Origin of the sequence: Streptomyces sp. NPDC052701, assembly GCF_040678355.1 — a bacterium.
Lineage (GTDB): Bacteria > Actinomycetota > Actinomycetes > Streptomycetales > Streptomycetaceae > Streptomyces.
The window spans coordinates 92,065-118,707 of record NZ_JBFATO010000004.1 but is presented as its reverse complement, the minus strand read 5'-3'; the positions used below and the strand labels follow the sequence as shown (position 1 = coordinate 118,707).

Below are 26,643 nucleotides of genomic sequence, written 5' to 3'. Positions count from 1 at the left end.
GGACGCCCCGGACGTCGCCCTGGCGGAGGGAGCCGGCGGGCGACCGCCGCCGGTGCCGGACAATGGCCGGCGTGAGTGATGTGCGACATGTGCTGGTGCTGCCCGACCGTGATGCCGCCGAAGAGGCGGCGCAGGCGCTCGGGGAGCGGTTCGGGATCGCGGAGGAGCCGCAGCTGGTGCGGGACGCCCTGGCCGGGGAGGACGACGCCGAGGACGCGCAGTGGCTCGTCGTCCTGCGGGACGAGGAGGGGCGGCTGGATCCCGGGGAGCTGGACGAGTTCGCGGGGGAGTGGGAGGGGTGGCGGGAGGAGCCGTGATCCCGTCGGACCGGAGGGGGAGGGGGAGAGGCCGGACAGGCGGTCCCGTCGGTGCGGGACGGCCGGCCCGCGTTGTCGGTGGCGCGTGGGATGCTTGTCGCGATGGCCAGGAAGACTGCGAACGACGATCCCCTCGCCCCGGTGACCCTGGCCGTGGGCCAGGAGGAGCTGCTGCTCGACCGTGCCGTGCGGGAGGTGGTGGCCGCCGCGAAGGCGTCCGACGCCGACACGGACGTCCGTGACCTGACCCCGGACCAGTTGCAGCCCGGCACCCTCGCCGAACTGACCAGCCCGTCGCTCTTCGCGGAGCGCAAGGTCGTGGTCGTCCGCAATGCGCAGGACCTCTCGGCCGACACGGTCAAGGACGTGAAGGCGTATCTCGCGGCGCCCGCCGAGGAGATCACGCTCGTGCTGCTGCACGCGGGCGGGGCCAAGGGCAAGGGGCTGCTCGACGCGGCCCGCAAGGCGGGGGCGCGGGAGGTGGCGTGCCCGAAGATGACGAAGCCGGCGGACCGGCTGGCGTTCGTGCGGGGGGAGTTCCGGACCACCGGGCGGTCGGCCACGCCCGAGGCGTGCCAGGCGCTGGTCGACGCGATCGGAAGTGATCTGCGCGAGCTGGCCTCGGCGGTGTCCCAGCTGGTCGCGGATGTCGAGGGCACGATCGACGAGGAGGTCGTCGGCCGGTACTACACCGGACGGGCCGAGGCGTCGAGCTTCACGGTCGCCGACCGGGCGGTCGAGGGGCGGGCGGCGGAGGCGCTGGAGGCGCTGCGCTGGTCGCTGGCGACCGGGGTGGCGCCGGTGATGATCACGAGTGCGCTGGCGCAGGGGGTGCGGGCGATCGGGAAGCTGTCGTCGGCGCGTGGGGGCAGGCCCGCCGACCTCGCCCGCGAGCTCGGGATGCCGCCGTGGAAGATCGACCGGGTGCGGCAGCAGATGCGGGGATGGACGCCGGACGGGGTGGCTGTGGCCCTGCGGGCGGTGGCCGAGGCGGACGCGGGGGTCAAGGGCGGCGGGGACGATCCCGAGTACGCGCTGGAGAAGGCGGTCGTGACGATCGCGCGCGCGGCGCGGTCCAGAGGGCGCGGCTAGGTGTGCTGTCCGGGGACGTCGGTGACGGGCGACACGCCTTGAGGGGTGCTCGAAAAGGGGAGTGAGGGCCTTTCCGGCGCGGGCTCGGGGCGCTGTGGCCGCCGCCGGGTGGCCGCCGCACCGCCGCACCCCGTGATCGAGTGGCCCTCACCCCACCGAGGAGGAGAATCGGGATTGTCAGCCGTACATCGCCGGACTCCGGGAAGGTGGCGAGTGCCATGGCTGAACACCCCCACGCCGCGCTGGTGCGCAAGGGCTACGAGGCCTTCTCACGCGGGGACATGGACACGGTGCGCGGGCTGCTGGCGTCGGACGCCACGCATCACGTGCCCGGGAGTCACATCCTGTCGGGAGACTTCAAGGGGCAGGACGCGATCATCGGCATGTACCGGCGGCTCTTCGAGGAGAGCGACGGGACGTTCGCCGTCGAACTGAGTCACGTCCTGGTCGACGGCCGGGGGCACGCGGTGGCGGTGCACCGCTTCACGGCCGAGCGTAAGGGCAAGCGGATGGACGAGAGGGGAGGCATCGTCTTCCGGATCGTCGGGGACAAGATGACCGATCTCGACGAGTGCGTCGAGGACATCGACAAGACCGACGACTTCTGGTCGTGACGGTCCGGTCCCCGTCATGCCGAAGGCCCCGCCCGCCGCCCTGGGGAAGAGCGGCGGGCGGGGCCTTCGGTTCACGCCGGTTGAGCTCGCTCCCGCGTGGCGAACGCAGGCCGCGAGCGAGCTCGGGGTGCCGGTCGGGAGCGGATGAGAGAGGGCCCGCTCTGGGTCCTTCCGGCGGCTGGGTCCACTCGGGACCCGGTCAGATCAGGGAAGGGTTCAGCCCTTGATCGCGGCGACCTTCTGAGCCAGCGCCGACTTCTTGTTGGCGGCCTGGTTCTTGTGGATGACGCCCTTGGAGACGGCCTTGTCGAGCTGGCGCGCGGCAGCGCGCTGGTACTCGGTGGCCTTCTCGACGTCACCCGCGGCGGCAGCCTCACGGGCCTTGCGGATCGCGGTCTTCAGGGAGGACTTGACGGCCTTGTTGCGCAGCCGGGCCTTCTCGTTGGTCTTGATCCGCTTGATCTGGGACTTGATGTTCGCCACGAATGAGCCTCTACAGGTTCTGGCACGGGGCCGCAGGGGTCCCGTGCCGGTGATTTCTTGAAGGTGTGCCTCCTGCGGAGAGGGCATGAGACACAGCCACTCAGACTACCAGCGGCTCTCCGGGCGGCCCAAACCGGCCGCCGGCGACCGCCCGCTCCAGCTCAAGCCGGCCGCCCGCTCCGGTCCGAACCGGCTGGCTGTCGGCGGCCGTCCGCTCCGGCCAGGTCGGCCGTCCGCCCCGGCCCCGCCCGGCCGCCGGCGGCCGCTTGCTTCGGGGTAAACCGCCCCCCGCCTCCCGCCCGTGGGACCATGGAACCTACGTATCGATCCGACCCGAGACCGCAGACACTGCGGACGCCTCAAGAATCAGGACCCTGCGTGCCCGCGATCCCTAGCCATGTGCCCGAGCCGAGCCGTACCGACCCGGCTCTGATCCGCAACTTCTGCATCATCGCGCACATCGACCACGGCAAGTCCACGCTCGCCGACCGGATGCTCCAGCTGACCGGTGTGGTCGAGCAGCGGCAGATGCGCGCTCAGTACCTCGACCGCATGGACATCGAGCGCGAGCGCGGCATCACGATCAAGTCCCAGGCGGTGCGTCTGCCGTGGGCCCCGACCCACGACCCGGGCAACACGCACATCCTCAACATGATCGACACCCCGGGGCACGTCGACTTCACCTACGAGGTCTCGCGGTCGCTCGCCGCCTGCGAGGGGACCATCCTCCTGGTCGACGCCGCCCAGGGCATCGAGGCCCAGACCCTCGCCAACCTCTACCTGGCGATGGAGAACGACCTCACGATCATCCCCGTACTGAACAAGATCGACCTCCCCGCGGCGCAGCCCGAGAAGTTCGCCGAGGAGCTGGCGAACCTCGTCGGCTGCGAGCCGGGCGACGTGCTCAAGGTGTCCGCCAAGACGGGGCTCGGCGTCGAGGCCCTGCTCGACCGGGTCGTCGACGAGATCCCCGCCCCGGTCGGCGTCCAGGACGCCCCCGCCCGCGCCATGATCTTCGACTCCGTCTACGACTCCTACCGGGGCGTGGTCACCTACGTCCGCGTCATCGACGGGCAGCTCAACAAGCGCGAGCGCATCAGGATGATGTCCACCGGCGCCACGCACGAGCTGCTGGAGATCGGCACCAACTCGCCCGAGATGCTCCCGGCCGACGGCCTCGGCGTCGGCGAGGTGGGATACCTGATCACGGGTGTGAAGGACGTCCGCCAGTCCAAGGTCGGTGACACCGTCACCAGCCAGCACAAGGGCGCCACGGAGGCGCTCGGCGGCTACAAGGACCCCAAGCCCATGGTCTTCTCCGGGCTGTATCCGCTGGACGGCTCCGACTACCCCGAGCTGCGCGAGGCCCTGGACAAGCTCCAGCTCAACGACGCCGCGCTGGTCTACGAGCCGGAGACCTCCGCCGCCCTCGGCTTCGGTTTCCGCGTCGGCTTCCTGGGCCTGCTGCACCTGGACGTGATCCGGGAGCGGCTGGAGCGCGAGTTCGGGCTCGACCTGATCGCGACCGCGCCCAACGTGGTCTACCGCGTGATCATGGAGGACGGCACCGAGCACACCGTCACCAATCCGAGCGAGTTCCCCGAGGGCAAGATCCAGGAGGTCTTCGAGCCGGTCGTGCGGGCCACGATCCTCGCGCCCACCGAGTTCATCGGCGCGATCATGGAGCTGTGCCAGACCCGGCGCGGGACGCTGCTCGGCATGGACTACCTCTCCGAGGACCGGGTGGAGATCCGCTACACCCTGCCGCTCGCGGAGATCGTCTTCGACTTCTTCGACCAGCTGAAGTCCAAGACCCGCGGGTACGCCTCCCTGGACTACGAGCCCACGGGGGAGCAGTCCTCCAGCCTCGTCAAGGTCGACATCCTGCTGCACGGCGACAAGGTGGACGCCTTCTCGGCGATCACCCACAAGGACCAGGCGTACGCGTACGGCGTCCGGCTCGTCGCCAAGCTCAAGGAGCTCATCCCGCGGCAGAACTTCGAGGTGCCGGTGCAGGCCGCCATCGGCTCCCGGGTCATCGCCCGCGAGACCATCCGCGCCATCCGCAAGGACGTCCTCGCCAAGTGCTACGGCGGTGACATCTCCCGCAAGCGCAAGCTGCTGGAGAAGCAGAAGGAAGGCAAGAAGCGGATGAAGATGGTGGGCTCCGTGGAGGTTCCGCAGGAGGCCTTCATCGCGGTCCTGTCGAGCGATGACAGCGCGGGATCGGCCAAGGGCAAGAAGTAACCGCGGGTTACCGCCCGGGCCGGGCGGAACAGGGGCCCGTCGTGCGAGAGCGCGGCGGGCCCCTCGCGTTCCCGGGGTAGGCATCTGTGGGAAGTGACAGGCCGGAGGCCCTTACGCAGGGGCCGGTCGGCCTTTACTCTGATCCCTGCTCGATAGTTACTCGCGAGTTAAACAACAGCCCGCGAGGGAACCCAGCCGCACCTGAGCCAGCCGCACTGTCGCGGGCCCCGGAGGATGTCGTGAGCGACGCACAGCAACTGATCGAGAACCGTCCGCCGTCCGTGGCGGCCCTCTTCCTGGAGCGCGTGGCGGCCACGCCGGACGCCGAGGCCTACCGCTACCCCGTCCCGTCGGCCTCCGGCCAGGGCCCGGACGAATGGAAGGGGCTGAGCTGGGCGCAGGCCGCCGAGCGGGTCTTCGCGATCGCGGCCGGCCTGATCGAGCTGGGCGTGCGGCCGGAGCAGCGGGTGGCGCTGGCGTCCTCGACGCGGGTCGAGTGGATCCTCGCCGACCTGGGCATCCTGTGCGCGGGCGCCGCGACGACCACGGTCTACCCGCAGACCAACGCCGACGAGTCCGCGTACATCCTCTCGGACTCCGGGAGCAAGGTGCTCGTCGCGGAGAACGCCGAGCAGCTGGCCAAGGCGAGGGAGAAGCGGGCCGAGCTGCCCGAGCTCACCCATGTCGTGGTGATCGACCCGGCCGGTGTCGAGACGGCCGACTGGATCCTCACCCTCGACGAGCTGGAGAAGCGCGGCGCGGCCCGCCTGGAGAAGGACCCCGAGCTGATCAGGGAGCGCGTCTCCGCGATCACCAGGGACCAGCTGGCCACCCTCATCTACACCTCCGGCACCACCGGCCGCCCCAAGGGCGTGCGCCTGCCGCACGACAACTGGTCGTACATGGCCAAGGCGATCGCCGCGACCGGGCTGGTCGGCGCGGACGACGTGCAGTACCTGTGGCTGCCGCTCGCCCACGTCTTCGGCAAGGTGCTCACCTCCGGCCAGATCGAGGTCGGGCACGTCACCGCCGTCGACGGCCGCGTCGACAAGATCATCGAGAACCTGCCGGTCGTGCAGCCGACGTACATGGCCGCCGTGCCGCGCATCTTCGAGAAGGTCTACAACGGGGTCGCGGCCAAGGCGAAGGCCGGCGGCGGCGCCAAGTACAAGATCTTCCAGTGGGCCGCCGAGGTGGCCCGGGAGTACGCCAAGGTCACCCAGGACAACTTCCGCCGCACCGGCAACCGCACCGCGCCCCTCGGCCTGTCCGCCAAGCACAGGATCGCCGACGCCCTGGTCTACTCCAAGATCCGCGAGGCCTTCGGCGGCCGGCTGCGCGCCTGCGTGTCGGGTTCGGCGGCCCTGGCTCCCGAGATCGGCTACTTCTTCTCCGGCGCCGGCATCCACATCCTGGAGGGCTACGGCCTCACCGAGTCCTCGGCCGCCTCCTTCGTCAACCCGGGCGAGGCCTACCGCACCGGCACCGTCGGCAAGCCGCTGCCCGGCACCGAGGTGCGCATCGCCGACGACGGCGAGATCCTGCTGCGCGGCCCCGGCATCATGCAGGGGTACCACGGGCTGCCCGAGAAGACCGCCGAGGTGCTGGAGCCGGACGGCTGGTTCCACACCGGTGACATCGGCGAGCTCTCGCCCGACGGCTATCTGCGGATCACCGACCGCAAGAAGGACCTGATCAAGACGTCCGGCGGCAAGTACGTCGCGCCGGCCGAGGTCGAGGGACAGTTCAAGGCGATCTGCCCGTACGTCTCCAACATCCTCGTGCACGGCGCCGACCGGAACTACTGCACCGCCCTAATCGCCCTCGACGAGGCGGCCGTCCGGGACTGGGCGGAGGAGAACGGGCTGGAGGGCAGGTCGTACGCCGAGATCGTCGCCGCGCCCGCCACGGTCGAGATGGTCGACGGGTACGTGCAGCGGCTCAACGCCGGACTGCAGCGCTGGCAGACCATCAAGAAGTTCCGCCTCCTGCCGCGCGACCTCGACGTCGAGCACGGGGAGATCACCCCGAGCCTGAAGCTGAAGCGGCCGGTCGTCGAGCGGGAGTACAAGCACCTGATCGACGAGATGTACCAGGGCACGCGCGAGGCGTAGGGGCAGGGCGGTCCCCCTGGCCCCGGGTCTCCCCTTGGCCCGGGGCGTCCGGCTGGCCCCGGCTGTCCCCCCTGGCCCCGGCTGTCCCCCGTGGCCCGGGTGTCCGGCGCCGTGGTTCCCGGACCCCTGCGCGCGGGCGCTCCGCCCGGGCCCCGCCGTCGGACTCCCGCCCGCCCGGTGCGGCGGGAACCGCTCGTCGAGCCGGCCCTCCCCTCACCCGCCGCGCCCCCGGGGCGCAGCGGACGCCGCGGTCGGTGGTCCGGTGGCGGACCGCAGGAGTCCGGCGACGATCCCGTGGCCGGCCCCCGGTCCCCGGCGACTTCACGAGGGCCGCCGCCCCGGCCCCCGGCCCCCCGCCCTCGCGGCGAGCGGGGGGACGTCGACCGGATGCTCGAATGTGAGCGTCTTCCCGCCCGTGTCCGACCGCACGCGCAGCGGTGTTCTCACCCATCGCGACCCACTTCGGTAACTCGGCGCTCACGGGCGCACCCGGTCTGTCACCCTGTCGGCATCGGCCGAGGCGTATCCGCACGAACCGCACGGGGAGCTGTCCATGGGGGCCATTCCTACGCAACGGGAGACGCTGTCCCGTGCCTCCGAGGTGCCTGCGCACGCGTCCGAGGCGTCCGCGCCGGCGCACCCGCGGGCGCACGCGAACCTGCCCGGCAGCTCCCTCGCCCCCGGCTCCGCCCGCGCGCTGGTGCGCACGGCGCTCGCCGACTGGACCGGCCTCGGGGCGCCCGGCACCGAGCACCTCACCGACCGCCTCGCCGAGGACGCCCTGCTGGTCGTCAGCGAACTCGTCACCAACGCCGTCGTCCACGCCGGCACCGGCGTCGAGCTGACGTGCCGGCTGGAGGAGACCGGCGCGCTCCTCCTGGAGGTCCGCGACCACCACCCCTCGCGCGCCCCGCGCGGCGGCGAGTCCGACCCGCCCGGCGGGGAACCGGAGTACGGGCGCGGCCTGCGGCTCGTCGCCGCGCTGGCGGAGGCCTGGGGCATCACCTACCGCACGGACGCCAAGACGGTGTGGGCGCGGCTGGCCCCCGAGGGCCGCCCCGCCGGCCAGGAGGCCGAGGCGTGCACCGAGGAGCGCGCCCTGGAGCGCGGGCTCGAGGTCGCCGGGATGCTCGCCCCCGAGCCCCCTCGGGCCGAGGCCGGCCGGGACTGGCTGGGCCGCGGGGCCCTGTCCTTCCTCGCCGAGGCCTCCGACCTGCTCGCCGGGCAGCTCGACGAGAACCTGGTCGCCGCCCTGACCGGACAGCTGATCGTGCCGCGGCTGGCCGACTGGTGCGCGGTGTGGCTGGAGGACGAGGCCACCGGCCGCGGGGGCTGGAGCGACGGCACGGACCCGGCCGGGGCCCGTCTCGCCCGGGTCTGGCACGGCAGCGAGAGCCGCGTCGAGGAACTGCGCCGGGCCCTGGAGAAGGACCCGCCGCACCCGTACGACCCGCCGGGGGAGCCCCCGTTCGGGCGCGGCCGGGAGTGGGGGAGGTCCGGCCCCCTCGCCTACCCCTGGCCCGCCGACGCCCTGGGCGGCCCCGGCGCGGCGCTCGCCTACCGGCTCACCGCCGGCGGGCGGCCGCTGGGCACCCTGGTCATCGGGCGGTCCGGGACCGGCCGCTTCCCCGACGAGATCACCGGCCTGGTCGAGGACCTCAGCCGCCGGGTGGCGCTCGCCGTCGGCGCCGCCCGCCAGTACGCCCGGCAGGCCACCATCAGCGCCGTCCTCCAGCGCGGGCTGCTGCCCGGCGCCGTCGCCGAGATCCCCGGGGTGCGCAGCGCCCTCGTCTACGAGCCGTACGACAAGGGCGGGCCGAGCGGCGACTTCTACGACGTGTTCCCGGCCGGCGACGGCCGCTGGTGCTTCGCCGTCGGCGACGTCCAGGGCAAGGGGCCCGAGGCCGCCGTCGTCATCGGCCTCGCCCGCCCCTGGCTGCGGCTGCTGGCCCGCGAGGGATACCGGGTCGCCGACGTCCTGGACCGCCTCAACCAGCTCCTGCTCGACGACGCCACCGAGGCCGCCGACGCCGCCGCCCGCGCCCTGGTGGCCGCCGGCGCCCGACCGGCCCTGCCCGGCGACGGCCCCCAGACCCGCTTCCTGTCCCTCCTCTACGGCGAGCTGGTCCCCTTCGACGGCGGCGTCCGCTGCACCCTCGCCTCCGCGGGGCACCCGCTGCCGCTGCTCCTCGGCCCCGACGGCACGGTCCGTACCGTCGCGCGGCCGCAGACCCTCCTCGGGGTCGTCGAGGACACGGCCTACACCGGCGAGACGTTCGAGCTGCGCTCCGGCGACACCCTGCTGTGCGTCACGGACGGCGTGACCGAGCGGCGCGACGGCTCGCGCCAGTTCGACGACGGGGACGGGCTCGCGGCGGCGCTGGCGGGCTGCGCCGGGCTGGACGCGGAGCTGACGGCGGAGCGGATCAAGCGGCTCGTCCACGAGTTCGGGCCGCGTCCGCCGGCCGACGACCTGGCGCTGCTGGTGCTCCAGGCGGAGTGACCTCCCGCGGTGCTGGACAATGGAGGGCATGCCTTCCGCACTCCCCGACGGCGAGCCCGTCCCCGCCGACGGCGCGCTGCCCCCGCACGCGCTGGCCGGGGCCGCCGGCCGGCCCCTCGGGTTCTACCTGCACGTCCCCTACTGCGCGACCCGCTGCGGCTACTGCGACTTCAACACCTACACCGCCACCGAGCTGCGCGGCACCGGCGGCGTGCTCGCCTCCCGCGACAACTACGCCGAGACGCTGATCGACGAGGTCCGCCTGGCCCGCAAGGTCCTCGGCGACGACCCGCGCGAGGTCCGCACGGTCTTCGTGGGCGGCGGTACGCCGACGCTGCTGGCCGCGGACGACCTGGTACGGATGCTCGCCGCGATCCGCGACGAGTTCGGGCTGGCGGCGGACGCGGAGATCACCACGGAGGCGAACCCGGAGTCGGTCGGCCCCGCGTACCTCGCGACCCTGCGCGAGGGCGGCTTCAACCGGGTCTCCTTCGGGATGCAGAGCGCGAGGCGGCACGTGCTGAGGGTCCTGGACCGCACGCACACGCCCGGACGCCCGCAGGCGTGCGTCGCGGAGGCGCGCGCGGCGGGCTTCGAGCACGTCAACCTGGACCTGATCTACGGCACGCCGGGCGAGTCCGACGACGACTGGCGGGCCTCCCTGGACGCGGCCCTCGGCGCCGGGCCCGACCACGTCTCCGCCTACGCCCTGATCGTGGAGGAGGGCACGCAGCTCGCCCGCCGCATCCGCCGGGGCGAGATCCCGGCGACCGACGACGACGTCCACGCCGACCGTTACCTGATCGCCGAGGAGACCCTGTCCGCGGCGGGCTTCGAGTGGTACGAGGTGTCGAACTGGGCCACCTCCCGGGCGGCCCGCTGCCTGCACAACGAGCTGTACTGGCGGGGCGCCGACTGGTGGGGCGCGGGACCCGGCGCGCACAGCCACGTCGGCGGGGTGCGCTGGTGGAACGTGAAGCACCCGGGAGCGTACGCGGCGGCGCTGGCGGCCGGACGGTCGCCGGGTGCCGGGCGCGAGGTGCTGTCGCGGGAGGACCGCCGGGTGGAGCGGATCCTGCTGGAGCTGCGGCTGCGGGAGGGGGTGCCGCTGGCGCTGCTGCGGGAGGAGGGCCTGGCCGCCTCCCGGCGGGCCCTGTCGCAGGGGCTGCTGCAGGAAGGACCGTACGAGGAGGGGCGGGCGGTGCTGACGCTGCGGGGCCGGCTGCTGGCGGACGCCGTGGTCAGGGACCTGGTGGACTGATCAGCCCGCGGGGGCCGTCACGAAGTCGATCAGCTCCTCCACCCGCCCCAGCAGCTCCGGCTCCAGGTCCTTGTACGACCGCACCCGCCCCAGGATCGCCCGCCAGGCGGCGCCGGTGTTCTCGGGCCAGCCCAGCGCGCGGCACACCCCCGTCTTCCAGTCCTGGCCGCGCGGCACCCGCGGCCACGCCTCGATGCCCAGGGCGGCCGGTTTCACCGCTTCCCAGACATCGACGAACGGGTGGCCCACCACCAGCGCGTGCTCACTCGTCACCGCCTGGGCGATGCGCCACTCCTTCGTGCCCGGCACCAGGTGGTCGACCAGGACGCCCAGCCGGGCGTCGGGGCCCGGCCCGAACTCCTCGACGACGGACGGCAGGTCGTCGATACCCTCCAGGTACTCCACGACCACGCCCTCGACGCGCAGGTCGTCGCCCCACACCTTCTCCACCAGCTCGGCGTCGTGCCGGCCCTCGACGTAGATCCGCCCGGCGCGCGCCACGCGCGCGCGTGCGGTGGGGACGGCGACCGAGCCGGAGGCGGTGCGGGTGGGGCGGACCGGCCCCGAGGGCGGCCGCACCAGCGTCACCGCCCGGCCCTCCAGCAGGAACCCGCGCGGCTCCAGGGGGAACACCCGGTGCTTGCCGAAGCGGTCCTCCAGCGTCACCGTGCCCGCCTCGCAGCGGATCACCGCGCCGCAGAACCCCGTTCCCGCCTCCTCCACCACCAGGCCCGGCTCCGCCGGGACCTCGGGGACGGGCCGGGGCTTCTTCCACGGGGGTGTCAGGTCCGGAGAGTACTGGCGCATTCGGATGACGATAGGAGAAGCCCGGCGCCGGTCATCGCGACACGCCGAAACGCGCCGCCAGGGCGTCCCGCTGCGCCCGCAGGAACGCCGCGTCGACGACCGCTCCGTGACCGGGCACGTACAGCGCGTCCTCGCCGCCCAGGTCCAGCAGCCGGTCCAGGGCCGCCGGCCAGCGGGAGGGCACGGCGTCCGGGCCCGCCTGCGGGTCGCCGGACTCCTCGACCAGGTCGCCGCAGAAGACGACCTCCGGGGTGCCCGGCACCAGCACGGCGAGGTCGTGGGCCGTGTGACCCGGGCCCACGTTCGCCAGCAGCACCTGGCGGCCCGCGCCCAGGTCGAGGGTCCGCTCGCCGGAGACCAGGTGGCGCGGCGGGACCAGCGCGTCCACCGCCTCCCGGGCCGTCCGGGCGTCCAGGCCGTGGCGGACCGCGTCCGCGCGCAGCTCCTCGCGGTCACGCGCGCGCGTGAACACCCCGTCCACGCCCACCGCGCCGAACGTCTGCGCGCCGGCGAACGCCGCCGCCCCGAAGACGTGGTCGAAGTGCGGGTGGGTCAGCGCGAGATGCGTCACACGGTGCCCGGCGAGCTCCCGCGCCTGGGCGCGCAGCCGCGCGCCCTCGGCCGGGCTGGATCCGGCGTCGACGAGCAGCGCGGCCCCCGCGCCGACGACGAGCCCCGCCGTGCAGTCCCACACCGGCAGCCGGCACCGCCCCACCCCGGCCGCGACCCGCTCCCACCCCAGCTCTTCCCAAGTCACCGTCATACGGCGACGCTAACGGGGAAGCGGTGCGGGGAGGCCCCCGCGGGACCGACCTTGCCCGGGGTGTACCCCACCGCCGTACACTGGGCCGGGGAAGCTTGGCACTCGCACGCGCAGAGTGCCAGGCGGTGCCAGGCAGTGTCGGGTCATGACGGGCCACGACAGGCCATGACGGGCAGGACACCGGGCGGACGACTTCTGGAGGTGTGCGCGGATGCTCAGTGAACGCAGGCTTCAGGTGCTGCGCGCCATCGTCCAGGACTACGTGGGCACCGAGGAGCCCGTCGGCTCCAAGGCGCTCACCGAGCGGCACAACCTCGGCGTCTCCCCGGCCACCGTCCGCAACGACATGGCGGCCCTGGAGGAGGAGGGGTACATCGCCCAGCCGCACACCAGCGCCGGGCGCATCCCCACCGACAAGGGCTACCGCCTGTTCGTCGACAAGCTAGCCGGCGTCAAGCCGATGAGCCCGCCCGAGCGGCGCGCCATCCAGAACTTCCTCGAGGGCGCCGTCGACCTGGACGACGTGGTGGCCCGCACGGTGCGGCTGCTCGCGCAGCTGACCCGGCAGGTCGCGGTCGTGCAGTACCCGTCGCTGACGCGTTCGACCGTGCGGCACGTGGAGCTGCTGTCGCTGGCGCCGGCCCGGGTGATGCTCGTGCTGATCACGGACACCGGGCGCGTCGAGCAGCGCGTGGTCGACTGTCCGGCGCCCTTCGGCGAGACGTCCCTCGCGGACCTGCGCGCGCGGCTCAACAGCCGGGTCGCGGGTCGCCGTTTCACGGACGTGCCGGGCCTGGTGGAGGACCTGCCCGAGGCCTTCGAGGTCGAGGACCGCGGTACGGTCTCGACCGTGCTCTCCACCCTGCTGGAGACACTCGTCGAGGAGAACGAGGAGCGGCTGATGATCGGCGGGACCGCCAATCTGACCCGCTTCGCGCACGACTTCCCCCTCACGATCCGGCCGGTGCTGGAGGCGCTGGAGGAGCAGGTCGTGCTCCTCAAGCTGCTCGGCGAGGCCAAGGATCCGGGCGTGACCGTCCGCATCGGTCACGAGAACGCCCACGAAGGACTCAACTCCACGTCCGTCGTGTCGGTCGGCTACGGTTCGGGCGGCGAGGCAGTCGCCAAGCTCGGCGTGGTCGGACCGACCCGCATGGACTACCCGGGAACGATGGGAGCGGTACGCGCAGTGGCACGGTACGTCGGACAGATCCTGGCGGAGTCGTAGTGGCCACGGACTACTACGCCGTACTCGGCGTGCGCCGCGACGCGTCGCAGGAAGAGATCAAGAAGGCCTTCCGGCGGCTCGCGCGCGAGCTGCACCCGGACGTCAACCCCGATCCGAAGACCCAGGAGCGGTTCAAGGAGATCAACGCCGCCTACGAGGTGCTGTCGGACCCGCAGAAGAAGCAGGTCTACGACCTCGGCGGCGACCCGCTCTCGCAGTCCGGCGGCGGCGCCGGCGGCTTCGGGGCCGGCGGTTTCGGGAACTTCTCCGACATCATGGACGCGTTCTTCGGCACGGCGTCGCAGCGTGGTCCGCGCTCGCGCACCCGCCGCGGCCAGGACGCGATGATCCGCATCGAGGTCGAGCTCGACGAGGCCGCCTTCGGCACCACGAAGGACCTCCAGGTCGACACGGCCGTGGTGTGCACCACCTGCAACGGCGAGGGCGCCGCGCCGGGGACCTCGGCGCAGACCTGTGACATGTGCCGGGGCCGGGGCGAGGTCTCGCAGGTCACCCGGTCCTTCCTGGGCCAGGTCATGACCTCCCGCCCCTGCCCGCAGTGCCAGGGCTTCGGCACGGTGGTCCCGACGCCGTGCCCCGAGTGCGCGGGCGACGGCCGGGTGCGCTCCCGCCGCACGCTCACCGTCAAGATCCCGGCCGGCGTCGACAACGGCACCCGCATCCAGCTCGCCGGCGAGGGCGAGGTCGGCCCCGGCGGCGGTCCCGCCGGTGACCTGTACGTCGAGATCCACGAACTGCCGCACCCGATGTTCCAGCGGCGCGGCGACGACCTGCACTGCACGGTGACGATCCCGATGACGGCGGCGGCCCTCGGCACCAAGGTGCCGCTGGAGACGCTGGACGGCATGGAGGAGGTCGACATCCGCCCGGGTACGCAGTCCGGGCAGTCGATCCCGCTGCACGGCCGGGGCGTGACGCACCTGCGGGGCGGCGGTCGCGGTGACCTCATCGTCCACGTCGAGGTGCAGACGCCGACCAAGCTCGACCCGGAGCAGGAGCGCCTGCTGCGCGAGCTGGCCAAGCTGCGCGGCGAGGAGCGCCCGCAGGGGCAGTTCCAGCCGGGGCAGCAGGGGCTGTTCTCGCGCTTGAAGGACGCCTTCAACGGCCGCTGACGTGAGGGCCGGGGCCCGGGGGCCGTCCCTCCGGGCGGGCCCGGCCGGCCGGGGCGGCAGGGGTCGTCCTCACGGTCGAAGGACGCCTTCGGCGGGCGCCGGGACCGGGTCCGCCGGGGGACCGTGCCGGTCGGGTTCCCGGCCCGTGCCGGACGGAGGGCCGGATTCGGGCTCGTCCGGGGAGCGTGACACCATGCCGTCATGTCCTCCGCGCTGACCGATCTCTTCCCCCACCCGATCGTGCAGGCCCCCATGGCGGGCGGCGTCTCCGTGCCGCGGCTCGCCGCCGCCGTGTCCGAGGCGGGCGGGCTCGGCTTCCTCGCCGCCGGGTACAAGACCGCCGACGGGATGTACCAGGAGATCAAGCAGCTGCGGAGCCTGACGGGCCGGCCCTTCGGCGTGAACCTGTTCGTGCCGCAGCCCGAGCACCCCGGCGCGGGCGCCGGCTCCCCCCGCGCGGCCGACGCCGCGCCCTCCCACGCGGCCGCCGTGGAAATCTACGCCCACCAACTCTCCGGCGAGGCCGCCTGGTACGAGACCGAGCTCGGCGACCCCGACAGCGGCCGGGACGACGGCTACGAGGCCAAGCTCGCCGTACTCCTCGACAACCCCGTGCCGGTGGTGTCGTTCCACTTCGGCGTGCCGAGCCGCGAGGTCGTCGACTCCCTGCACCGCGCCGGCACCTTCGTCCTGGTCACCGCGACCACCGCCGAGGAGGCCCGCGCCGTGGAGCGGGCGGGCGCGGACGCGGTGATCGCGCAGGGCGTCGAGGCGGGCGGCCACCAGGGCACGCACCGGGACGTCCCCGAGGCGGACGGGTCCGGGCTCGGGCTGCTGTCGCTGCTCGCCCAGGTCCGGGAGGCGGTCGGCCTGCCCGTCGTCGCCGCCGGCGGCATCATGCGCGGCAGCCAGATCGCCGCGGTGCTCGCGGCGGGCGCGAGCGCCGCCCAGCTCGGCACGGCCTTCCTCGCCACCCACGAGTCCGGGGCGCACACCCTGCACAAGCAGGCGCTGACCAACCCGCTGTTCGTCCGCACCGAGCTGACCCGGGCCTTCTCCGGGCGCCCGGCCCGCGGCCTGGTCAACCGCTTCGTGCGCGAGCACGGACCGTACGCGCCCGCCGCCTACCCCGAGGTCCACCACCTCACCGCGCCGCTGCGCAAGGCCGCGGCCAAGGCGGGCGACGCGCAGGGCATGGCGCTGTGGGCGGGACAGGGGCACCGGATGGCGCGGGAGGTGCCGGCGGGGCGGCTCGTGGAGCTGCTGGCCGGTGAACTCGCCGCCGCCCGGACAGCGTTGTCGGGGTTCCCGGCGGGGGGTGCGGGCCGATGACCGCGCCGGTGTTCGTGATCGAGCACTTCGCGGCGGACGGCGGCGGCCGGTACGTGCTCGACGGGCCCGAGGGGCGGCACGCCGTCTCCGTGAAGAGGCTGCGGCCGGGGGAGCGGGTCGTCCTCACCGACGGCGCCGGGCGCTGGGCGGAGGGCGAGGTGGTCGGCGCCGAGGGCAAGGACCGGCTGGTCGTCCACCTGTCGGCGGTCGACGAGGAACCGCCCCAGTCGCCCCGCATCACGGTGGTGCAGGCGCTGCCCAAGGGAGACCGCGGGGAGTTGGCCGTTGAGACGATGACCGAGGTCGGCGTCGACGCGATCGTGCCGTGGGCGGCGGCGCGCTGCATCACGCAGTGGAAGGGCGAGCGGGGGCTGAAGGCCCTCGCCAAGTGGCGGGCGACGGCCCGGGAGGCCGGCAAGCAGTCCCGCCGGGTGCGTTTCCCGCAGGTGGCGGACGCGGCGACGACCCGGCAGGTTGCCTCACTTCTCGCCGACGCGGACTTCGCCGCCGTCCTGCACGAGACCGGGTCGGAGCCGCTGGCCACGGCCGAACTGCCCTCCCGCGGCGAGATCGTGCTGGTCGTCGGTCCCGAAGGCGGGGTCTCCCCCGAGGAGTTGGCGCTCTTCGAGGAGGCGGGCGCCAGGGCGTACCGGCTGGGGCGCAGCGTGCTGCGCACCTCGACCGCCGGGACCGCGGCGGCGGCTCTGCTGCTGGGCCGCACGGGCCGCTGGTCCTGAACGCCCGCCGGGGGCGCCCGCCGTGGCCGTATGCGCTCTACCGCGCCGGGCGCGTCGGTGGCAGGCTGCCCTCCATGGGGGCGTCGAGGAGGATTTGGCAGCGGGCGCGAGGGACCAGGGCGATGGCCGCGGCGGGCGTCGCGGCGGTCGTCGTGGGCGGGCTCGCCGCGTGTGAACCGGGCGGGCTGAGCTCCGCGTCCGTGGCCTACACCACCGACCAGACCGTGACCAGGGAACTCGAACGGCAGAAGGCGGACGTGCGCTGGCTCAGCTGCACCGCCTCCTACGGGGACGACGGGGACGGCGGCGACGCCTCCTCGGCGGGCGAGGACACCGTCGCCACGGTCGACTGCCGGGGCGAGACGGACGACGGCAAGGAGATCACCGTCGACGGCAAGGTCACCCACGCGGTGGACGGCGCCTGCGTGCGCGGCGAGCTCACCGCGAAGGTGGACGGCAAGGTGTGGTTCGACGTGAAGGGGCTCGGCGACTGCGACGCCACCAGCCCTCCGTCCGTCGGCGACGACCCCACCTACCGGCGGCCCGGGCCCACCGCCACCGTGACCGTCACGACGACCGTCTGGTGCCAGCAGTACCCGAAGTGCGAGCCCGTCCGGGGCAAGTGACGTGCGGGCGGGCCCTTTCCGGCAAGTGACCGGAACCCCTGTCCGCGGCCACCGCGCCTGCGTAGGGTGATCGGGTGACCCAGTCCGCAGCGCCCGCGTATCTCCGCTTCCCCCACGTGCACGGCGACTTGGTCGCCTTCACCGCCGAGGACGACGTATGGCTCGCGCCCCTCGACGGCGGGCGCGCCTGGCGGGTCAGCGCCGACAACGTGCCGGTGACCCATCCGCGGATCTCGCCCGACGGCTCCACCGTCGCCTGGACCTCCACCCGCGACGGCGCCCCCGAGGTGCACACCGCCCCCGTCGCTGGCGGCCCCGCCAGGCGCCTGACGCACTGGGGCAGTTGGCGGACCCAGGTGCGCGGCTGGACCCCGGACGGCCGGGTCCTGGCGGTCACCACCCACGGCCAGGCCAACCTGCGCCGCTCCTGGGCGCACGCCGTCCCGCTGGACGGCGGACCGGCCACCGCCCTGCCCTACGGGTGGGTCGGCGACGTCGCGTACGGCCCGCACACCGTGCTGCTCTCCGCGCCGATGGGCCGCGAGGCCGCCTGGTGGAAGCGGTACCGGGGCGGCACGGCGGGCAAGCTGTGGATCGACCGCCAGGGGGACGGGGAGTTCGTGCGGCTGCACGAGGAACTCGACGGCAACATCGAGTACCCCTTCTGGGTCGGTGACCGGATCGCCTTCCTCAGCGACCACGAGGGCACCGGAGCGCTGTACTCCTCCCTCGCCGACGGCTCCGACCTGCGCCGGCACACTCCTCATGGGGGCACCTCCCGCTCGAGCGAAGCCGAGAGCGGGGGAAGCTTCTACGCCCGGCACGCCGCCACCGACGGCAGCCGGGTCGTCTACTGCGCCGCCGGTGAACTGTGGCTGCTGGAGGACCTGGAGGGGGCCGAGCCGCGCCGGCTCGACGTCCGGCTCGGCGGGCAGCGCGTCGACCTGCAGCCGTTCCCGGTGAACGCCGCCCGCTGGTTCGACTCGGCCTCCCCCGACCACACCGCGCGCGGCAGCGCCGTCTGCGTCCGCGGCTGCGTGCACTGGGTCACCCACCGCTCCGGCCCGGCCCGCGCGCTGGCCGCGACGCCCGGTGTGCGGGCCCGGTCGCCGCGCGCCTTCCGCGCCGACGGCGAGGAGTGGGTGGTGTGGGTGACGGACGCCGAGGGCGAGGACGCCCTGGAGTTCGCGCCCGCCACCGGCCTCGCCCCCGGCGCGACCCCGCGCCGCATCGCCGTCGGGCAGCTCGGCCGCGTGCTGGAGCTCGCCATGGCGCCCGACGGCAGCCGCGCCGCGATCGCCTCCCACGACGGCCGCGTGCTGCTCGTGGAACGGGAGACCGGTGAGGTGCGGGAGGTGGACCGCAGCGAGGACGGCGACGCCTCGGGGCTGGTCTTCTCGCCCGACTCCGCCTGGCTCGCCTGGTCCCACCCCGGCCCGCGCCCCCTGAGCCAGCTCAGGCTCGCCAACACCACGGACCTGTCGGTCACCGAGGCGACCCCGCTGCGCTTCCAGGACTACGACCCGGCGTTCACCCTCGACGGCAGGCACCTCGCCTTCCTGTCCACCCGCTCCTTCGACCCGGTCTACGACGAGCACGCCTTCGACCTGGCCTTCGTCGAGGGCGCCCGCCCGCACCTCATCACGCTCGCGGCCACCACCCCCTCCCCGTTCGGCCCGCAGCGGCACGGCCGCCCCTTCGAGACGTCCGACCGGGACGAGACGCCCGACGGCGAGGGCCCCCCGGCCACCCGCGTCGACCTCGAGGGCCTCGCCGACCGCATCGTGCCCTTCCCGGTCGAGGCCGCCCGCTACTCGGGCCTGCGCGCCGCCAAGGACGGCGTGCTGTGGCTGCGCCATCCGGTGACCGGCGTCCTCGGCGCCTCCCGGGCCACCCTCGACGACCCCGACCCCAAGACCGAGCTGGAGCGCTACGACCTCGTCCAGCAGCGCATCGAGCACCTCGCCGCGGACGCCGACCACTTCGAGGTCAGCGGCGACGGCAGGCGGGTGCTGCTGTGGACCGACGGGCGGCTCAAGGTCGTCCCCAGCGACCGGCGCGCCTCCCACGACGACGACAGCGACACCAACGTCACCGTCGACCTCGGCCGGGTCCGCCAGTTCTGCGACCCGGCGGCCGAGTGGCGGCAGATGTACGAGGAGACCGGCCGCGTCATGCGGGACCACTTCTGGCGGCCGGACATGAACGGCGTCGACTGGGACGGCGTCCTCGACCGCTACCGGCCGGTCCTGGACCGCGTCGCGACCCACGACGACCTGGTGGACCTCCTGTGGGAGGTGCAGGGCGAACTCGGCACCTCCCACGCGTACGTCCTGCCGCACGGCACCCACGGCGGCGGCCCCCGGCAGGGCCTGCTCGGCGCCGACCTCTCCCGCCACGAGGACGGCACCTGGCGTGTCGACCGCATCCTGCCCTCGGAGACCTCCGACCCCCGGGCGCGCAGCCCGCTGGCCGCGCCCGGCGTCGCGGTGCGCCCCGGCGACGCGATCGTCGCGGTCGCCGGCCGGCCGGTCGACCCGGTGACGGGCCCGGCCCCGCTGCTGGTCGGCACGGCGGGCCGGCCGGTGGAACTGACCGTCCTGCCGTCCGGCGGCGGCGACCCGCGCCACGCCGTGGTCGTGCCGGTCGCCGACGAGGAGCCCCTGCGCTACCACGCCTGGGTCGCCGACCGGCGGGCCCACGTCCACGACAGGTCCCAGGGCCGCCTGGGATACGTGCACGTCCCGGACATGCAGGCGCCCGGCTGGGCGCAGATCCACCGCGACCTGCGCGTCGAGGTGGCCCGCGAGGGCCTGGTCGTGGACGTCCGGGAGAACCGCGGCGGCCACACCTCCCAGCTGGTCGTCGAGAAGCTCGCCCGCCGCGTCGTCGGCTGGGCCGTGCCGCGCGGCATGCGTCCCTACAGCTACCCGATGGAGGCGCCCCGCGGTCCGGTCGTCGCGGTCGCCAACGAGTTCTCCGGCTCCGACGGCGACATCGTCAACGCGGCGATCAAGGCGCTGGGGCTCGGCCCGGTGGTCGGCACCCGCACCTGGGGCGGCGTCATCGGCATCGACAGCCGCTACCACCTGGTCGACGGCACCCTCGTCACCCAGCCCAAGTACGCGTTCTGGCTGGAGGGTTACGGGTGGGGCGTGGAGAACCACGGGGTGGATCCGGACGTGGAGGTGGTGCAGCGCCCGCAGGACTTCGCCGCGGGCCGCGACGCCCAGCTCGACGAGGCGGTCAGGATCGCGCTGGAGGCGCTGGAGGAGACCCCGGCGAAGACGCCGCCGCGGCCGGCGTAGCCCGGGCCGGCGGAGCCCTCGCTACCATGCCCGTACGAGATCACCGCCGGCACGAGGAGGCCGTATGGCAGGGGAGCCGCAGGACGACTGCCTGTTCTGCAAGATCGTCGCGGGGGCGGTCCCGGCGACGGTCGTCCGCGAGACGGACACCACCGTCGCGTTCCGGGACATCAACCCCCAGGCGCCCACCCACGTCCTGGTGATCCCCAAGGCGCACTACCGGGACGCCGCCGCGCTCGCCGCCGGCGCCCCGGAGCTCGCCGCCGACGTACTGCGCGAGACGCAGGCCGTCGCCGACGAGGAGAAGCTGGAGAGCTACCGCATCGTCTTCAACACCGGCAGCGGCGCCGGCCAGACCGTCTGGCACGCGCACGCCCACGTCCTGGGCGGCCGCGGCCTCCAGTGGCCCCCGGGGTAGGCCGCCTTGTCCGTACGCGAACTGGTGGTCCTCGGCACCGCGAGCCAGGTGCCGACCCGGCACCGCAACCACAACGGCTACCTGCTGCGCTGGGACGGCGAGGGCGTCCTGTTCGACCCCGGCGAGGGCACGCAGCGCCAGATGCTGCGGGCCGGGGTCGCCGCGCACGACCTGAACCGGATCTGCGTCACGCACTTCCACGGCGACCACTGCCTGGGCCTGGCCGGGGTGATCCAGCGCATCAACCTCGACCGGGTGCCGCACGAGGTCACCGCCCACTACCCGGCCTCCGGACGGCGCTTCTTCGGCCGTCTGCGGTACGCCACCGCCTACCGCGAGACCGTCGGCATCACCGAGGCCCCCGTCGCCGCGGACGGCGTCCTCGCGGTCACGCCGGCCTACACGCTCGAGGCCCGCAGGCTCTCGCACCCGGTGGAGTCGTACGGCTACCGGCTGACCGAGCCCGACGGGCGCCGCATGCTGCCCGACCGCCTCGCCGCGCACGGCATCCAGGGCCCGGACGTCGGCCGCATCCAGCGCGAGGGCTCCCTGAACGGCGTCCCCCTCGAAGCGGTCAGCGAGGTCCGCCGGGGCCAGCGGTTCGCGTTCGTCATGGACACCCGGCTGTGCGACGGCGTGCACGCGCTCGCCGAGGGCTGCGACCTGCTCGTCATCGAGTCCACCTTCCTCGACGAGGACGAGGGACTCGCCGCCGAGCACGGCCACCTGACGGCCGGCCAGGCGGCGCGGGTGGCCCGGGACGCCGGTGTGCGGCACCTGGTCCTGACCCACTTCAGCCAGCGCTACGCCGAGCCGGACGAGTTCGAGCGCCAGGCGCGGGCGGCCGGGTACGAGGGCGAGCTGACCGTGGCGTACGACCTGCTGAGGGTGCCACTTCCGAAACGTCGATGAAACACCCGTACGATATTTCGATGCCCCTCCCCAAAGCCGAACTGCACCTTCACATCGAAGGCACCCTGGAGCCCGAGCTGGCCTTCGAGCTCGCCGCGCGCAACGGTGTCACGCTGCCGTACGCCGGCACGGACGCGCTGCGCGAGGCGTACCGGTTCGAGGACCTGCAGTCCTTCCTGGACCTGTACTACGAGCTCATGGCCGTCCTGCGCACCGAGCGCGACTTCGAGGACCTGGCCGACGCCTACCTCGCCCGCGCCGCCGCGCAGGGCGTGCGGCACGCGGAGATCTTCTTCGACCCGCAGGCGCACATGGCCCGGGGGATCGGCATGGGGACGGTCGTCGAGGGGCTGTGGCGGGCGCTCGGCCGCAGCGAGGAGAACCACGGCGTCTCCACCCGGCTGATCATGTGCTTCCTGCGCGACGAGTCCGCCGAGTCGGCCCTGGAGACGCTGCGGGCCGCCCGGCCGTACCTGGACCGGATCACCGGCGTCGGCCTGGACTCGGCCGAGACCGGGCACCCGCCGGCGAAGTTCCGCGAGGTGTACGAGGAGGCCGCGGCGCTCGGCCTGAGAAGGGTGGCGCACGCCGGGGAGGAGGGCCCGCCGGAGTACATCACCGAGGCCCTGGACGTCCTCGGCGTCGAACGGGTCGACCACGGCCTGCGCTGCATGGAGGACCCGGAGCTGGTGGAGCGGCTGGTGCGCGAGCGCGTCCCGCTCACCCTGTGCCCGCTGTCCAACGTCCGGCTGCGCGCGGTCGGCACCCTCGCCGACCACCCCCTGCCCGCCATGCTCGACGCCGGCCTGATGTGCACGGTCAACTCCGACGACCCGGCCTACTTCGGCGGTTACGCCGGCGACGCCTTCGACGCCGTGCGGGACACCCTCGGGCTCGGTCCCGAGCGGCTGCGCGAGCTGGCCCGCAACTCCTTCCTCGCCTCCTTCCTGGAGCACGACGAGGAGCGGCGGGCGCGGTACCTGGCCGAGGTGGAGGCCTACACGTTCCCGAGTCCTCAGCGGGTCCCGGACCCGGCCGTGCCGTAGGCGCGCCGCACGGGCACGGCCGGGCCGTCCACCTCGATCTCGACGACCGGCCGCCCCGGGGCGCCTGCCCCGGGCTCCGCGAGCAGGGGGCGCCCCCGGCGGCGGACCGCGCCGGACGGCAGCGGGCGCCCGTCGGCGCGCAGGGCCACGGCGGTCATCGGCACGGCGGCCACCAGCAGTACGGCCCCGAGCACCAGGCCCATCACCGGGAACCCGGCCTGCGCGGACAGCACGCTGCCGGTCAGCGGCCCGGCGGCCGTGCCGAGCGAGGACGCCGACCCGACGAGCACCGCCCACCGGCCGCGCGGGTCGAGCGAGGCGGCCAGCCCGATCAGGTGCGACAGCACCACGGGGTAGAGCGCGTTCCAGACGATCTCACCGCCCGCGAAGCTCACCGGGCCGGTCGCGCAGGCGCTGACCGCGACGCAGCCGGCGATGGCCGCCGTCCCCGCCCCGACGGGCACCGCCCGCCCCAGCCGCGCCCCGAGCACGCCCGCGCCGGCGACCCCCAGCAGCCCGGCGCCCAGCGCCGCGGCGAGGACGGCGCCGACGGCCGTCTCGCTCAGGTGCGCCTGGGTCAGCCCGATCCGCCCGCTCACGCCCCACAGGGCGTTCTGGGCGAGGGACCAGCACAGCACGGCGCCGGCGAGGACGAGTCCCGGACGGCGGTGCGGCAGCCCGCCGTCGTCCCGCCGGGCCCGCGGGGCGGCTGCCGTCCCGGCGGGCAGACGGCCGGTCAGGGGCCAGACGGCGAGCGCGGTGAGGGCGATCGCCGCCAACGGCAGGCCGTGACCCGGGCCGAGGCGCGGAACGACGAGGTACACCGCGCCCGCGAGCGCGCAGACGCCGAGCAGCCCGAGCGTGGAGGCCCGGTGCGGATCGCGCCGGGCGGCGATCCCGGCGGCGGCGACGGTGGTGGCCGTCCCCGATCCGAACCCGCCGACGACCGCGCCGGCGACGACGGCGGGAACGGCGGTGGTGAGCGCGGCACCGCCGTAGCCGAGGGCGGCGAGCCCCAGCCCGGCGCGGGCCAGGGTCCGGGCCCCCACCCGCTCGACGCGGGAGGCCAGGACGAAGCCGGCCGCGGCCGAACTCAGCAGCAGCGCGCTGCCGACGGCCCCCGCCTGGGTGGCCGACAGGGCGAGCCCGGAGTCGAGCCGGCCGACGGTGGTCGGCAGCAGGTACGGAGCGAGGTAGCCGGCCGTGAAGAGGGCGACGAGGGGCCGGGCGGTGGTGCGGGGGGCGGACACGGGCGTTCCCGGGGCATGCGGAAGGAGCGGCTCTGAGGGGGGAGGGGCGACGACCGTCGACGGACAGGAACGCGCGGGCCATTTGTATCAAGGGCGGGGGAGGCACGGGCGGGCAGGGGGTGTGATCCGGGGCACACACGCGTTTGAGGCGGGGGCGCCCGGGTAGAAGCGCGCGCTACCGCCAGTGCACCGGCCCGTCGCCCGCGGGGAGGCTCGCCTCGATCCTCGCCCGGACGTCCCGCATCACCGCGACGATCCGCTCCTCGTGCGCCGGCGTGAGCCGGGCCACCGGCACCGAGCAGCTGATCGCGTCCCGCGCGGGCACGTCGTGGCGCAGCGCGAACCCGAAGCCCACGATGCCGGGCACGCCCTCCTCCCGGTCCACGGAGTAGCCTCGCGCCCGCACCCGCGCCAGGTCGGCCGCGAGGGACTCCCGGCTGGTGTGCGAGTTCGGCGTCAGCGCCTCGTACGGCCCCTCGGGCAGCTCCCCGTCCGGCCGCTCCGCCAGCAGCGCCTTTCCCAGCGCCCCCGCGTGCGCCGGCAGCCGGCGCCCCACCCGGCTGATCGTCCGCAGGTACTCGTGCGACTCCCGGGTCGCCAGGTACACCACGTCCCGCCCGTCCAGCCGGCCCAGGTGGACGGTCTCGCCCAGCGCCTCGGACGCCTCGTCGAGATACGGCCGGACGGCCCGCACGCGCGGGTCGGAGTCGAGGTAGCCGGTGCCGGTGAGCAGGGCGCGGATGCCGATGCCGTACAGGGAGCCGGTGACGTCGGTGCGGACCCAGCCGCGGGCGGCCAGCGTCCGCAGCAGCGCGTACATCGAACTGCGCGGCACGCCCAGGCCGTCCGCGAGCTCCTGCAGGCGCGCGGGGCGGTCGCCGCGCGCGGCGAGCAGTTCCAGCAATTCCACCGTGCGCGCCGCGGACTTCACCTCGCGGACGCCCCCTGCCTCGGACATGGCCCGATCGTAGTCGGGCCGTGCCGGGGCCATTGACGGCCGGTGTTCGCGTATCTAGCCTCCATTTTCATACGTGGACGACATCTACATCGGGAGATGTCGTCCTGCCCGGCACCGGCCTCGACCCCGTGGGAGCCGCCCCGTGACACGCGACCTGACCATCACCGACGTACGGCTGACGCCGGTCCTGGTCGCCGACCCGCCGCTGCTGAACACCCAGGGCGTCCACCAGCCGTACACCCCCCGGCTGATCGTCGAGGTGGTCACGGCCGGCGGCGTCACGGGCCTCGGCGAGACCTACGGCGACACCAAGTACCTGGAACTCGCCCGGCCCTTCGCCCGGAGGCTGAAGGGCCGCCGGGTCGACGACCTCAACGGCCTGTCCGCGGTCGCCGGCCAGGTGCCCGTCGACGGCTCGCGGGTCCGGGACGCCCTCGACGTGGGCGGACTGCGGGGCGTGCAGACCGCCGGCAAACTGCGGCTGTCCGTCCTGTCCGCCTTCGAGGTCGCCTGCCTGGACGCCCTGGGCCGGGCACTGGACCTGCCCGTGCACGCGCTGCTCGGCGGCAGGGTGCGCGACACCGTCGAGTACAGCGCCTACCTGTTCTACAAATGGGCCGCGCACCCCGAGGGCGTGCCGGCCGAGCCGGACGACTGGGGCGCCGCGCTCGACCCGGCCGGGATCGTGGCACAGGCCCGCCGGTTCGCGCGGCGGTACGGCTTCACCTCCTTCAAGCTCAAGGGCGGCGTCCTGCCGCCCGACGAGGAGGTCGCGGCCGTACGGGCCCTCGCCGAGGCGTTCCCCGGACATCCGCTGCGGCTGGACCCCAACGGCGCCTGGTCGGTGGAGACCTCGGTGAAGGTGGCCGGGGAACTGCGCGGGGTCCTGGAGTACCTGGAGGACCCGACGCTGGGCACCTCCGCCATGGCGGAGGTCGCCGCGCGGACCCGCGTGCCGCTGGCCACCAACATGTGCGTGACGACCTTCGCCGAGATCAAGGAGGCGTTCACCCGCGACGCCGTCCAGGTGGTCCTCTCCGACCACCACTACTGGGGCGGGCTGCGCAGCACCCAGCACCTGGCCGCCGTCTGCCGCGCCTTCGGCGTCGGGGTGTCGATGCACTCCAACACCCACCTCGGGATCAGCCTGGCCGCGATGACCCAGGTGGCCTCGACCGTCCCGGACCTCCACCACGCCTGCGACTCCCACTACCCCTGGCAGTCCGAGGACGTCCTCACCGAACGCCTCGCCTTCCACGGCGGCCGGGTCGCCGTCTCCGACGCCCCCGGTCTCGGCGTCGAACTCGACCGCGACCGGCTCGCGGCGCTGCACCGGCGGTGGCTGGAAGACGACGGCTCGCTCCGGGACCGCGACGACACCGCGGCGATGCGCGTCGCCGACCCCGGCTGGGTCACCCCCGCTCTGCCCCGCTGGTAGCCCTTGACGGTGGCTCCCGCGCGATCGCCGCCGCGCTGTCGGCGGTGTGGTGCACA

At 74.2% G+C, this 26,643-nt stretch carries 22 protein-coding genes; 17 read left to right on the top strand and 5 right to left on the bottom strand.

The window, feature by feature from the left end; all coding sequences use genetic code 11:
• Positions 1–71: 71 nt before the first annotated feature.
• The 3 genes from AB0L29_RS07270 to AB0L29_RS07260 all read left to right on the top strand — a co-directional run bounded on the left by AB0L29_RS07270 (position 72) and on the right by AB0L29_RS07260 (position 2,023).
• Positions 72–317, top strand: coding sequence for a hypothetical protein (locus AB0L29_RS07270; RefSeq protein WP_365824270.1), 246 nt, complete (start codon positions 72–74; stop codon positions 315–317).
• 102 nt (positions 318–419) lie between these two features.
• Positions 420–1,409, top strand: coding sequence for a DNA polymerase III subunit delta (gene holA, locus AB0L29_RS07265; RefSeq protein WP_365824268.1), 990 nt, complete (start codon positions 420–422; stop codon positions 1,407–1,409).
• A gap of 218 nt (positions 1,410–1,627) precedes the next feature.
• Complete coding sequence (locus tag AB0L29_RS07260; RefSeq protein ID WP_365824266.1) at positions 1,628–2,023, top strand: nuclear transport factor 2 family protein; 396 nt, start codon at positions 1,628–1,630, stop codon at positions 2,021–2,023.
• 216 nt (positions 2,024–2,239) lie between these two features.
• On the opposite strand, the gene rpsT is transcribed toward AB0L29_RS07260, so the two are convergent.
• The gene (gene rpsT / locus AB0L29_RS07255) at positions 2,240–2,506 is read right to left on the bottom strand and encodes a 30S ribosomal protein S20 (protein ID WP_365824265.1); all 267 of its coding nucleotides are present in this window, start codon (positions 2,504–2,506) and stop codon (positions 2,240–2,242) included.
• Between the two features lie 378 nt (positions 2,507–2,884).
• Here rpsT and lepA point away from each other — a divergent pair, with 378 nt between their 5' ends.
• The 4 genes from lepA to hemW all read left to right on the top strand — a co-directional run bounded on the left by lepA (position 2,885) and on the right by hemW (position 10,631).
• Complete coding sequence (gene lepA / locus AB0L29_RS07250) at positions 2,885–4,753, top strand: translation elongation factor 4 (RefSeq protein WP_365824263.1); 1,869 nt, start codon at positions 2,885–2,887, stop codon at positions 4,751–4,753.
• Positions 4,754–4,992: 239 nt separating this feature from the next.
• Complete coding sequence (locus AB0L29_RS07245; protein WP_365824261.1) at positions 4,993–6,867, top strand: AMP-binding protein; 1,875 nt, start codon at positions 4,993–4,995, stop codon at positions 6,865–6,867.
• 553 nt (positions 6,868–7,420) lie between these two features.
• Positions 7,421–9,370: a SpoIIE family protein phosphatase gene (locus AB0L29_RS07240; RefSeq protein WP_365824259.1), complete on the top strand. Its 1,950-nt coding sequence runs from the start codon at positions 7,421–7,423 to the stop codon at positions 9,368–9,370.
• A 28-nt stretch (positions 9,371–9,398) separates the two neighbouring features.
• Positions 9,399–10,631, top strand: coding sequence for a radical SAM family heme chaperone HemW (gene hemW, locus AB0L29_RS07235; protein ID WP_365824257.1), 1,233 nt, complete (start codon positions 9,399–9,401; stop codon positions 10,629–10,631).
• Here hemW and AB0L29_RS07230 read toward each other — a convergent pair whose 3' ends face one another.
• Together AB0L29_RS07230 and AB0L29_RS07225 are read right to left on the bottom strand one after the other, a co-directional pair.
• Positions 10,632–11,438 carry a DUF3097 domain-containing protein gene (locus AB0L29_RS07230; protein ID WP_365824255.1) on the bottom strand — a complete coding sequence of 269 codons (807 nt, stop codon included), beginning with the start codon at positions 11,436–11,438 and terminating at the stop codon, positions 10,632–10,634. It lies immediately after the preceding gene.
• Between the two features lie 31 nt (positions 11,439–11,469).
• Positions 11,470–12,201, bottom strand: coding sequence for an MBL fold metallo-hydrolase (locus AB0L29_RS07225; protein ID WP_365824253.1), 732 nt, complete (start codon positions 12,199–12,201; stop codon positions 11,470–11,472).
• Positions 12,202–12,412: 211 nt separating this feature from the next.
• On the opposite strand from AB0L29_RS07225, the gene hrcA reads away from it, so the two are divergent.
• The 9 genes from hrcA to AB0L29_RS07180 all read left to right on the top strand — a co-directional run bounded on the left by hrcA (position 12,413) and on the right by AB0L29_RS07180 (position 22,941).
• Entirely contained in the window at positions 12,413–13,429 is a 1,017-nt protein-coding gene (hrcA, locus tag AB0L29_RS07220; protein WP_365824251.1) for a heat-inducible transcriptional repressor HrcA, read from the top strand.
• Entirely contained in the window at positions 13,429–14,562 is a 1,134-nt protein-coding gene (gene dnaJ / locus AB0L29_RS07215; RefSeq protein ID WP_365824249.1) for a molecular chaperone DnaJ, read from the top strand. The genes hrcA and dnaJ overlap by 1 nt, the downstream gene beginning before the upstream one ends.
• Before the next feature lie 201 nt (positions 14,563–14,763).
• Positions 14,764–15,894 carry a nitronate monooxygenase gene (locus AB0L29_RS07210; protein ID WP_365824247.1) on the top strand — a complete coding sequence of 377 codons (1,131 nt, stop codon included), beginning with the start codon at positions 14,764–14,766 and terminating at the stop codon, positions 15,892–15,894.
• Positions 15,891–16,631 (top strand): 16S rRNA (uracil(1498)-N(3))-methyltransferase, encoded by a 741-nt coding sequence (locus AB0L29_RS07205; RefSeq protein ID WP_365824245.1) that lies wholly within the window; start codon positions 15,891–15,893, stop codon positions 16,629–16,631. Before AB0L29_RS07210 ends, AB0L29_RS07205 begins: the two co-directional genes overlap by 4 nt.
• A gap of 122 nt (positions 16,632–16,753) precedes the next feature.
• A complete protein-coding gene (locus AB0L29_RS07200) occupies positions 16,754–17,257 on the top strand; it encodes a hypothetical protein (RefSeq protein WP_365824243.1) in 504 nt (167 codons plus the stop codon).
• Between the two features lie 74 nt (positions 17,258–17,331).
• Entirely contained in the window at positions 17,332–20,565 is a 3,234-nt protein-coding gene (locus AB0L29_RS07195) for a S41 family peptidase (protein ID WP_365824241.1), read from the top strand.
• Positions 20,566–20,629: 64 nt separating this feature from the next.
• Positions 20,630–20,983, top strand: a complete 354-nt coding sequence (locus AB0L29_RS07190; RefSeq protein WP_365824239.1) for a histidine triad nucleotide-binding protein — start codon at positions 20,630–20,632, stop codon at positions 20,981–20,983.
• Between the two features lie 6 nt (positions 20,984–20,989).
• On the top strand, positions 20,990–21,895 hold the full coding sequence (locus AB0L29_RS07185; protein WP_365824238.1) for a ribonuclease Z: 906 nt from the start codon (positions 20,990–20,992) through the stop codon (positions 21,893–21,895).
• Positions 21,892–22,941, top strand: a complete 1,050-nt coding sequence (locus AB0L29_RS07180) for an adenosine deaminase (protein WP_365824236.1) — start codon at positions 21,892–21,894, stop codon at positions 22,939–22,941. Before AB0L29_RS07185 ends, AB0L29_RS07180 begins: the two co-directional genes overlap by 4 nt.
• Here the strand turns inward: AB0L29_RS07180 and AB0L29_RS07175 are convergent.
• Positions 22,911–24,191, bottom strand: coding sequence for an MFS transporter (locus tag AB0L29_RS07175; protein ID WP_365824234.1), 1,281 nt, complete (start codon positions 24,189–24,191; stop codon positions 22,911–22,913). The genes AB0L29_RS07180 and AB0L29_RS07175 overlap by 31 nt on opposite strands.
• Before the next feature lie 175 nt (positions 24,192–24,366).
• Positions 24,367–25,149 carry an IclR family transcriptional regulator gene (locus AB0L29_RS07170; protein ID WP_365824232.1) on the bottom strand — a complete coding sequence of 261 codons (783 nt, stop codon included), beginning with the start codon at positions 25,147–25,149 and terminating at the stop codon, positions 24,367–24,369.
• A gap of 142 nt (positions 25,150–25,291) precedes the next feature.
• Between AB0L29_RS07170 and AB0L29_RS07165 the strand changes: the two genes are divergently transcribed.
• A complete protein-coding gene (locus AB0L29_RS07165; protein ID WP_365824230.1) occupies positions 25,292–26,587 on the top strand; it encodes a glucarate dehydratase family protein in 1,296 nt (431 codons plus the stop codon).
• Positions 26,588–26,643 lie beyond the last annotated feature (56 nt).

Coding starts and splice junctions, on each gene's coding strand:
- holA (WP_365824268.1), top strand. CDS start 420: ATGGCCAGGAAGACTGCGAACGACGATCCCCTCGCCCCGGTGACCCTG.
- AB0L29_RS07260 (WP_365824266.1), top strand. CDS start 1,628: ATGGCTGAACACCCCCACGCCGCGCTGGTGCGCAAGGGCTACGAGGCC.
- AB0L29_RS07240 (WP_365824259.1), top strand. CDS start 7,421: ATGGGGGCCATTCCTACGCAACGGGAGACGCTGTCCCGTGCCTCCGAG.
- hemW (WP_365824257.1), top strand. CDS start 9,399: ATGCCTTCCGCACTCCCCGACGGCGAGCCCGTCCCCGCCGACGGCGCG.
- AB0L29_RS07230 (WP_365824255.1), bottom strand. CDS start 11,438: ATGCGCCAGTACTCTCCGGACCTGACACCCCCGTGGAAGAAGCCCCGG.
- AB0L29_RS07225 (WP_365824253.1), bottom strand. CDS start 12,201: ATGACGGTGACTTGGGAAGAGCTGGGGTGGGAGCGGGTCGCGGCCGGG.
- hrcA (WP_365824251.1), top strand. CDS start 12,413: ATGCTCAGTGAACGCAGGCTTCAGGTGCTGCGCGCCATCGTCCAGGAC.
- AB0L29_RS07210 (WP_365824247.1), top strand. CDS start 14,764: ATGTCCTCCGCGCTGACCGATCTCTTCCCCCACCCGATCGTGCAGGCC.
- AB0L29_RS07205 (WP_365824245.1), top strand. CDS start 15,891: ATGACCGCGCCGGTGTTCGTGATCGAGCACTTCGCGGCGGACGGCGGC.
- AB0L29_RS07200 (WP_365824243.1), top strand. CDS start 16,754: ATGGCCGCGGCGGGCGTCGCGGCGGTCGTCGTGGGCGGGCTCGCCGCG.
- AB0L29_RS07190 (WP_365824239.1), top strand. CDS start 20,630: ATGGCAGGGGAGCCGCAGGACGACTGCCTGTTCTGCAAGATCGTCGCG.
- AB0L29_RS07180 (WP_365824236.1), top strand. CDS start 21,892: ATGAAACACCCGTACGATATTTCGATGCCCCTCCCCAAAGCCGAACTG.
- AB0L29_RS07170 (WP_365824232.1), bottom strand. CDS start 25,149: ATGTCCGAGGCAGGGGGCGTCCGCGAGGTGAAGTCCGCGGCGCGCACG.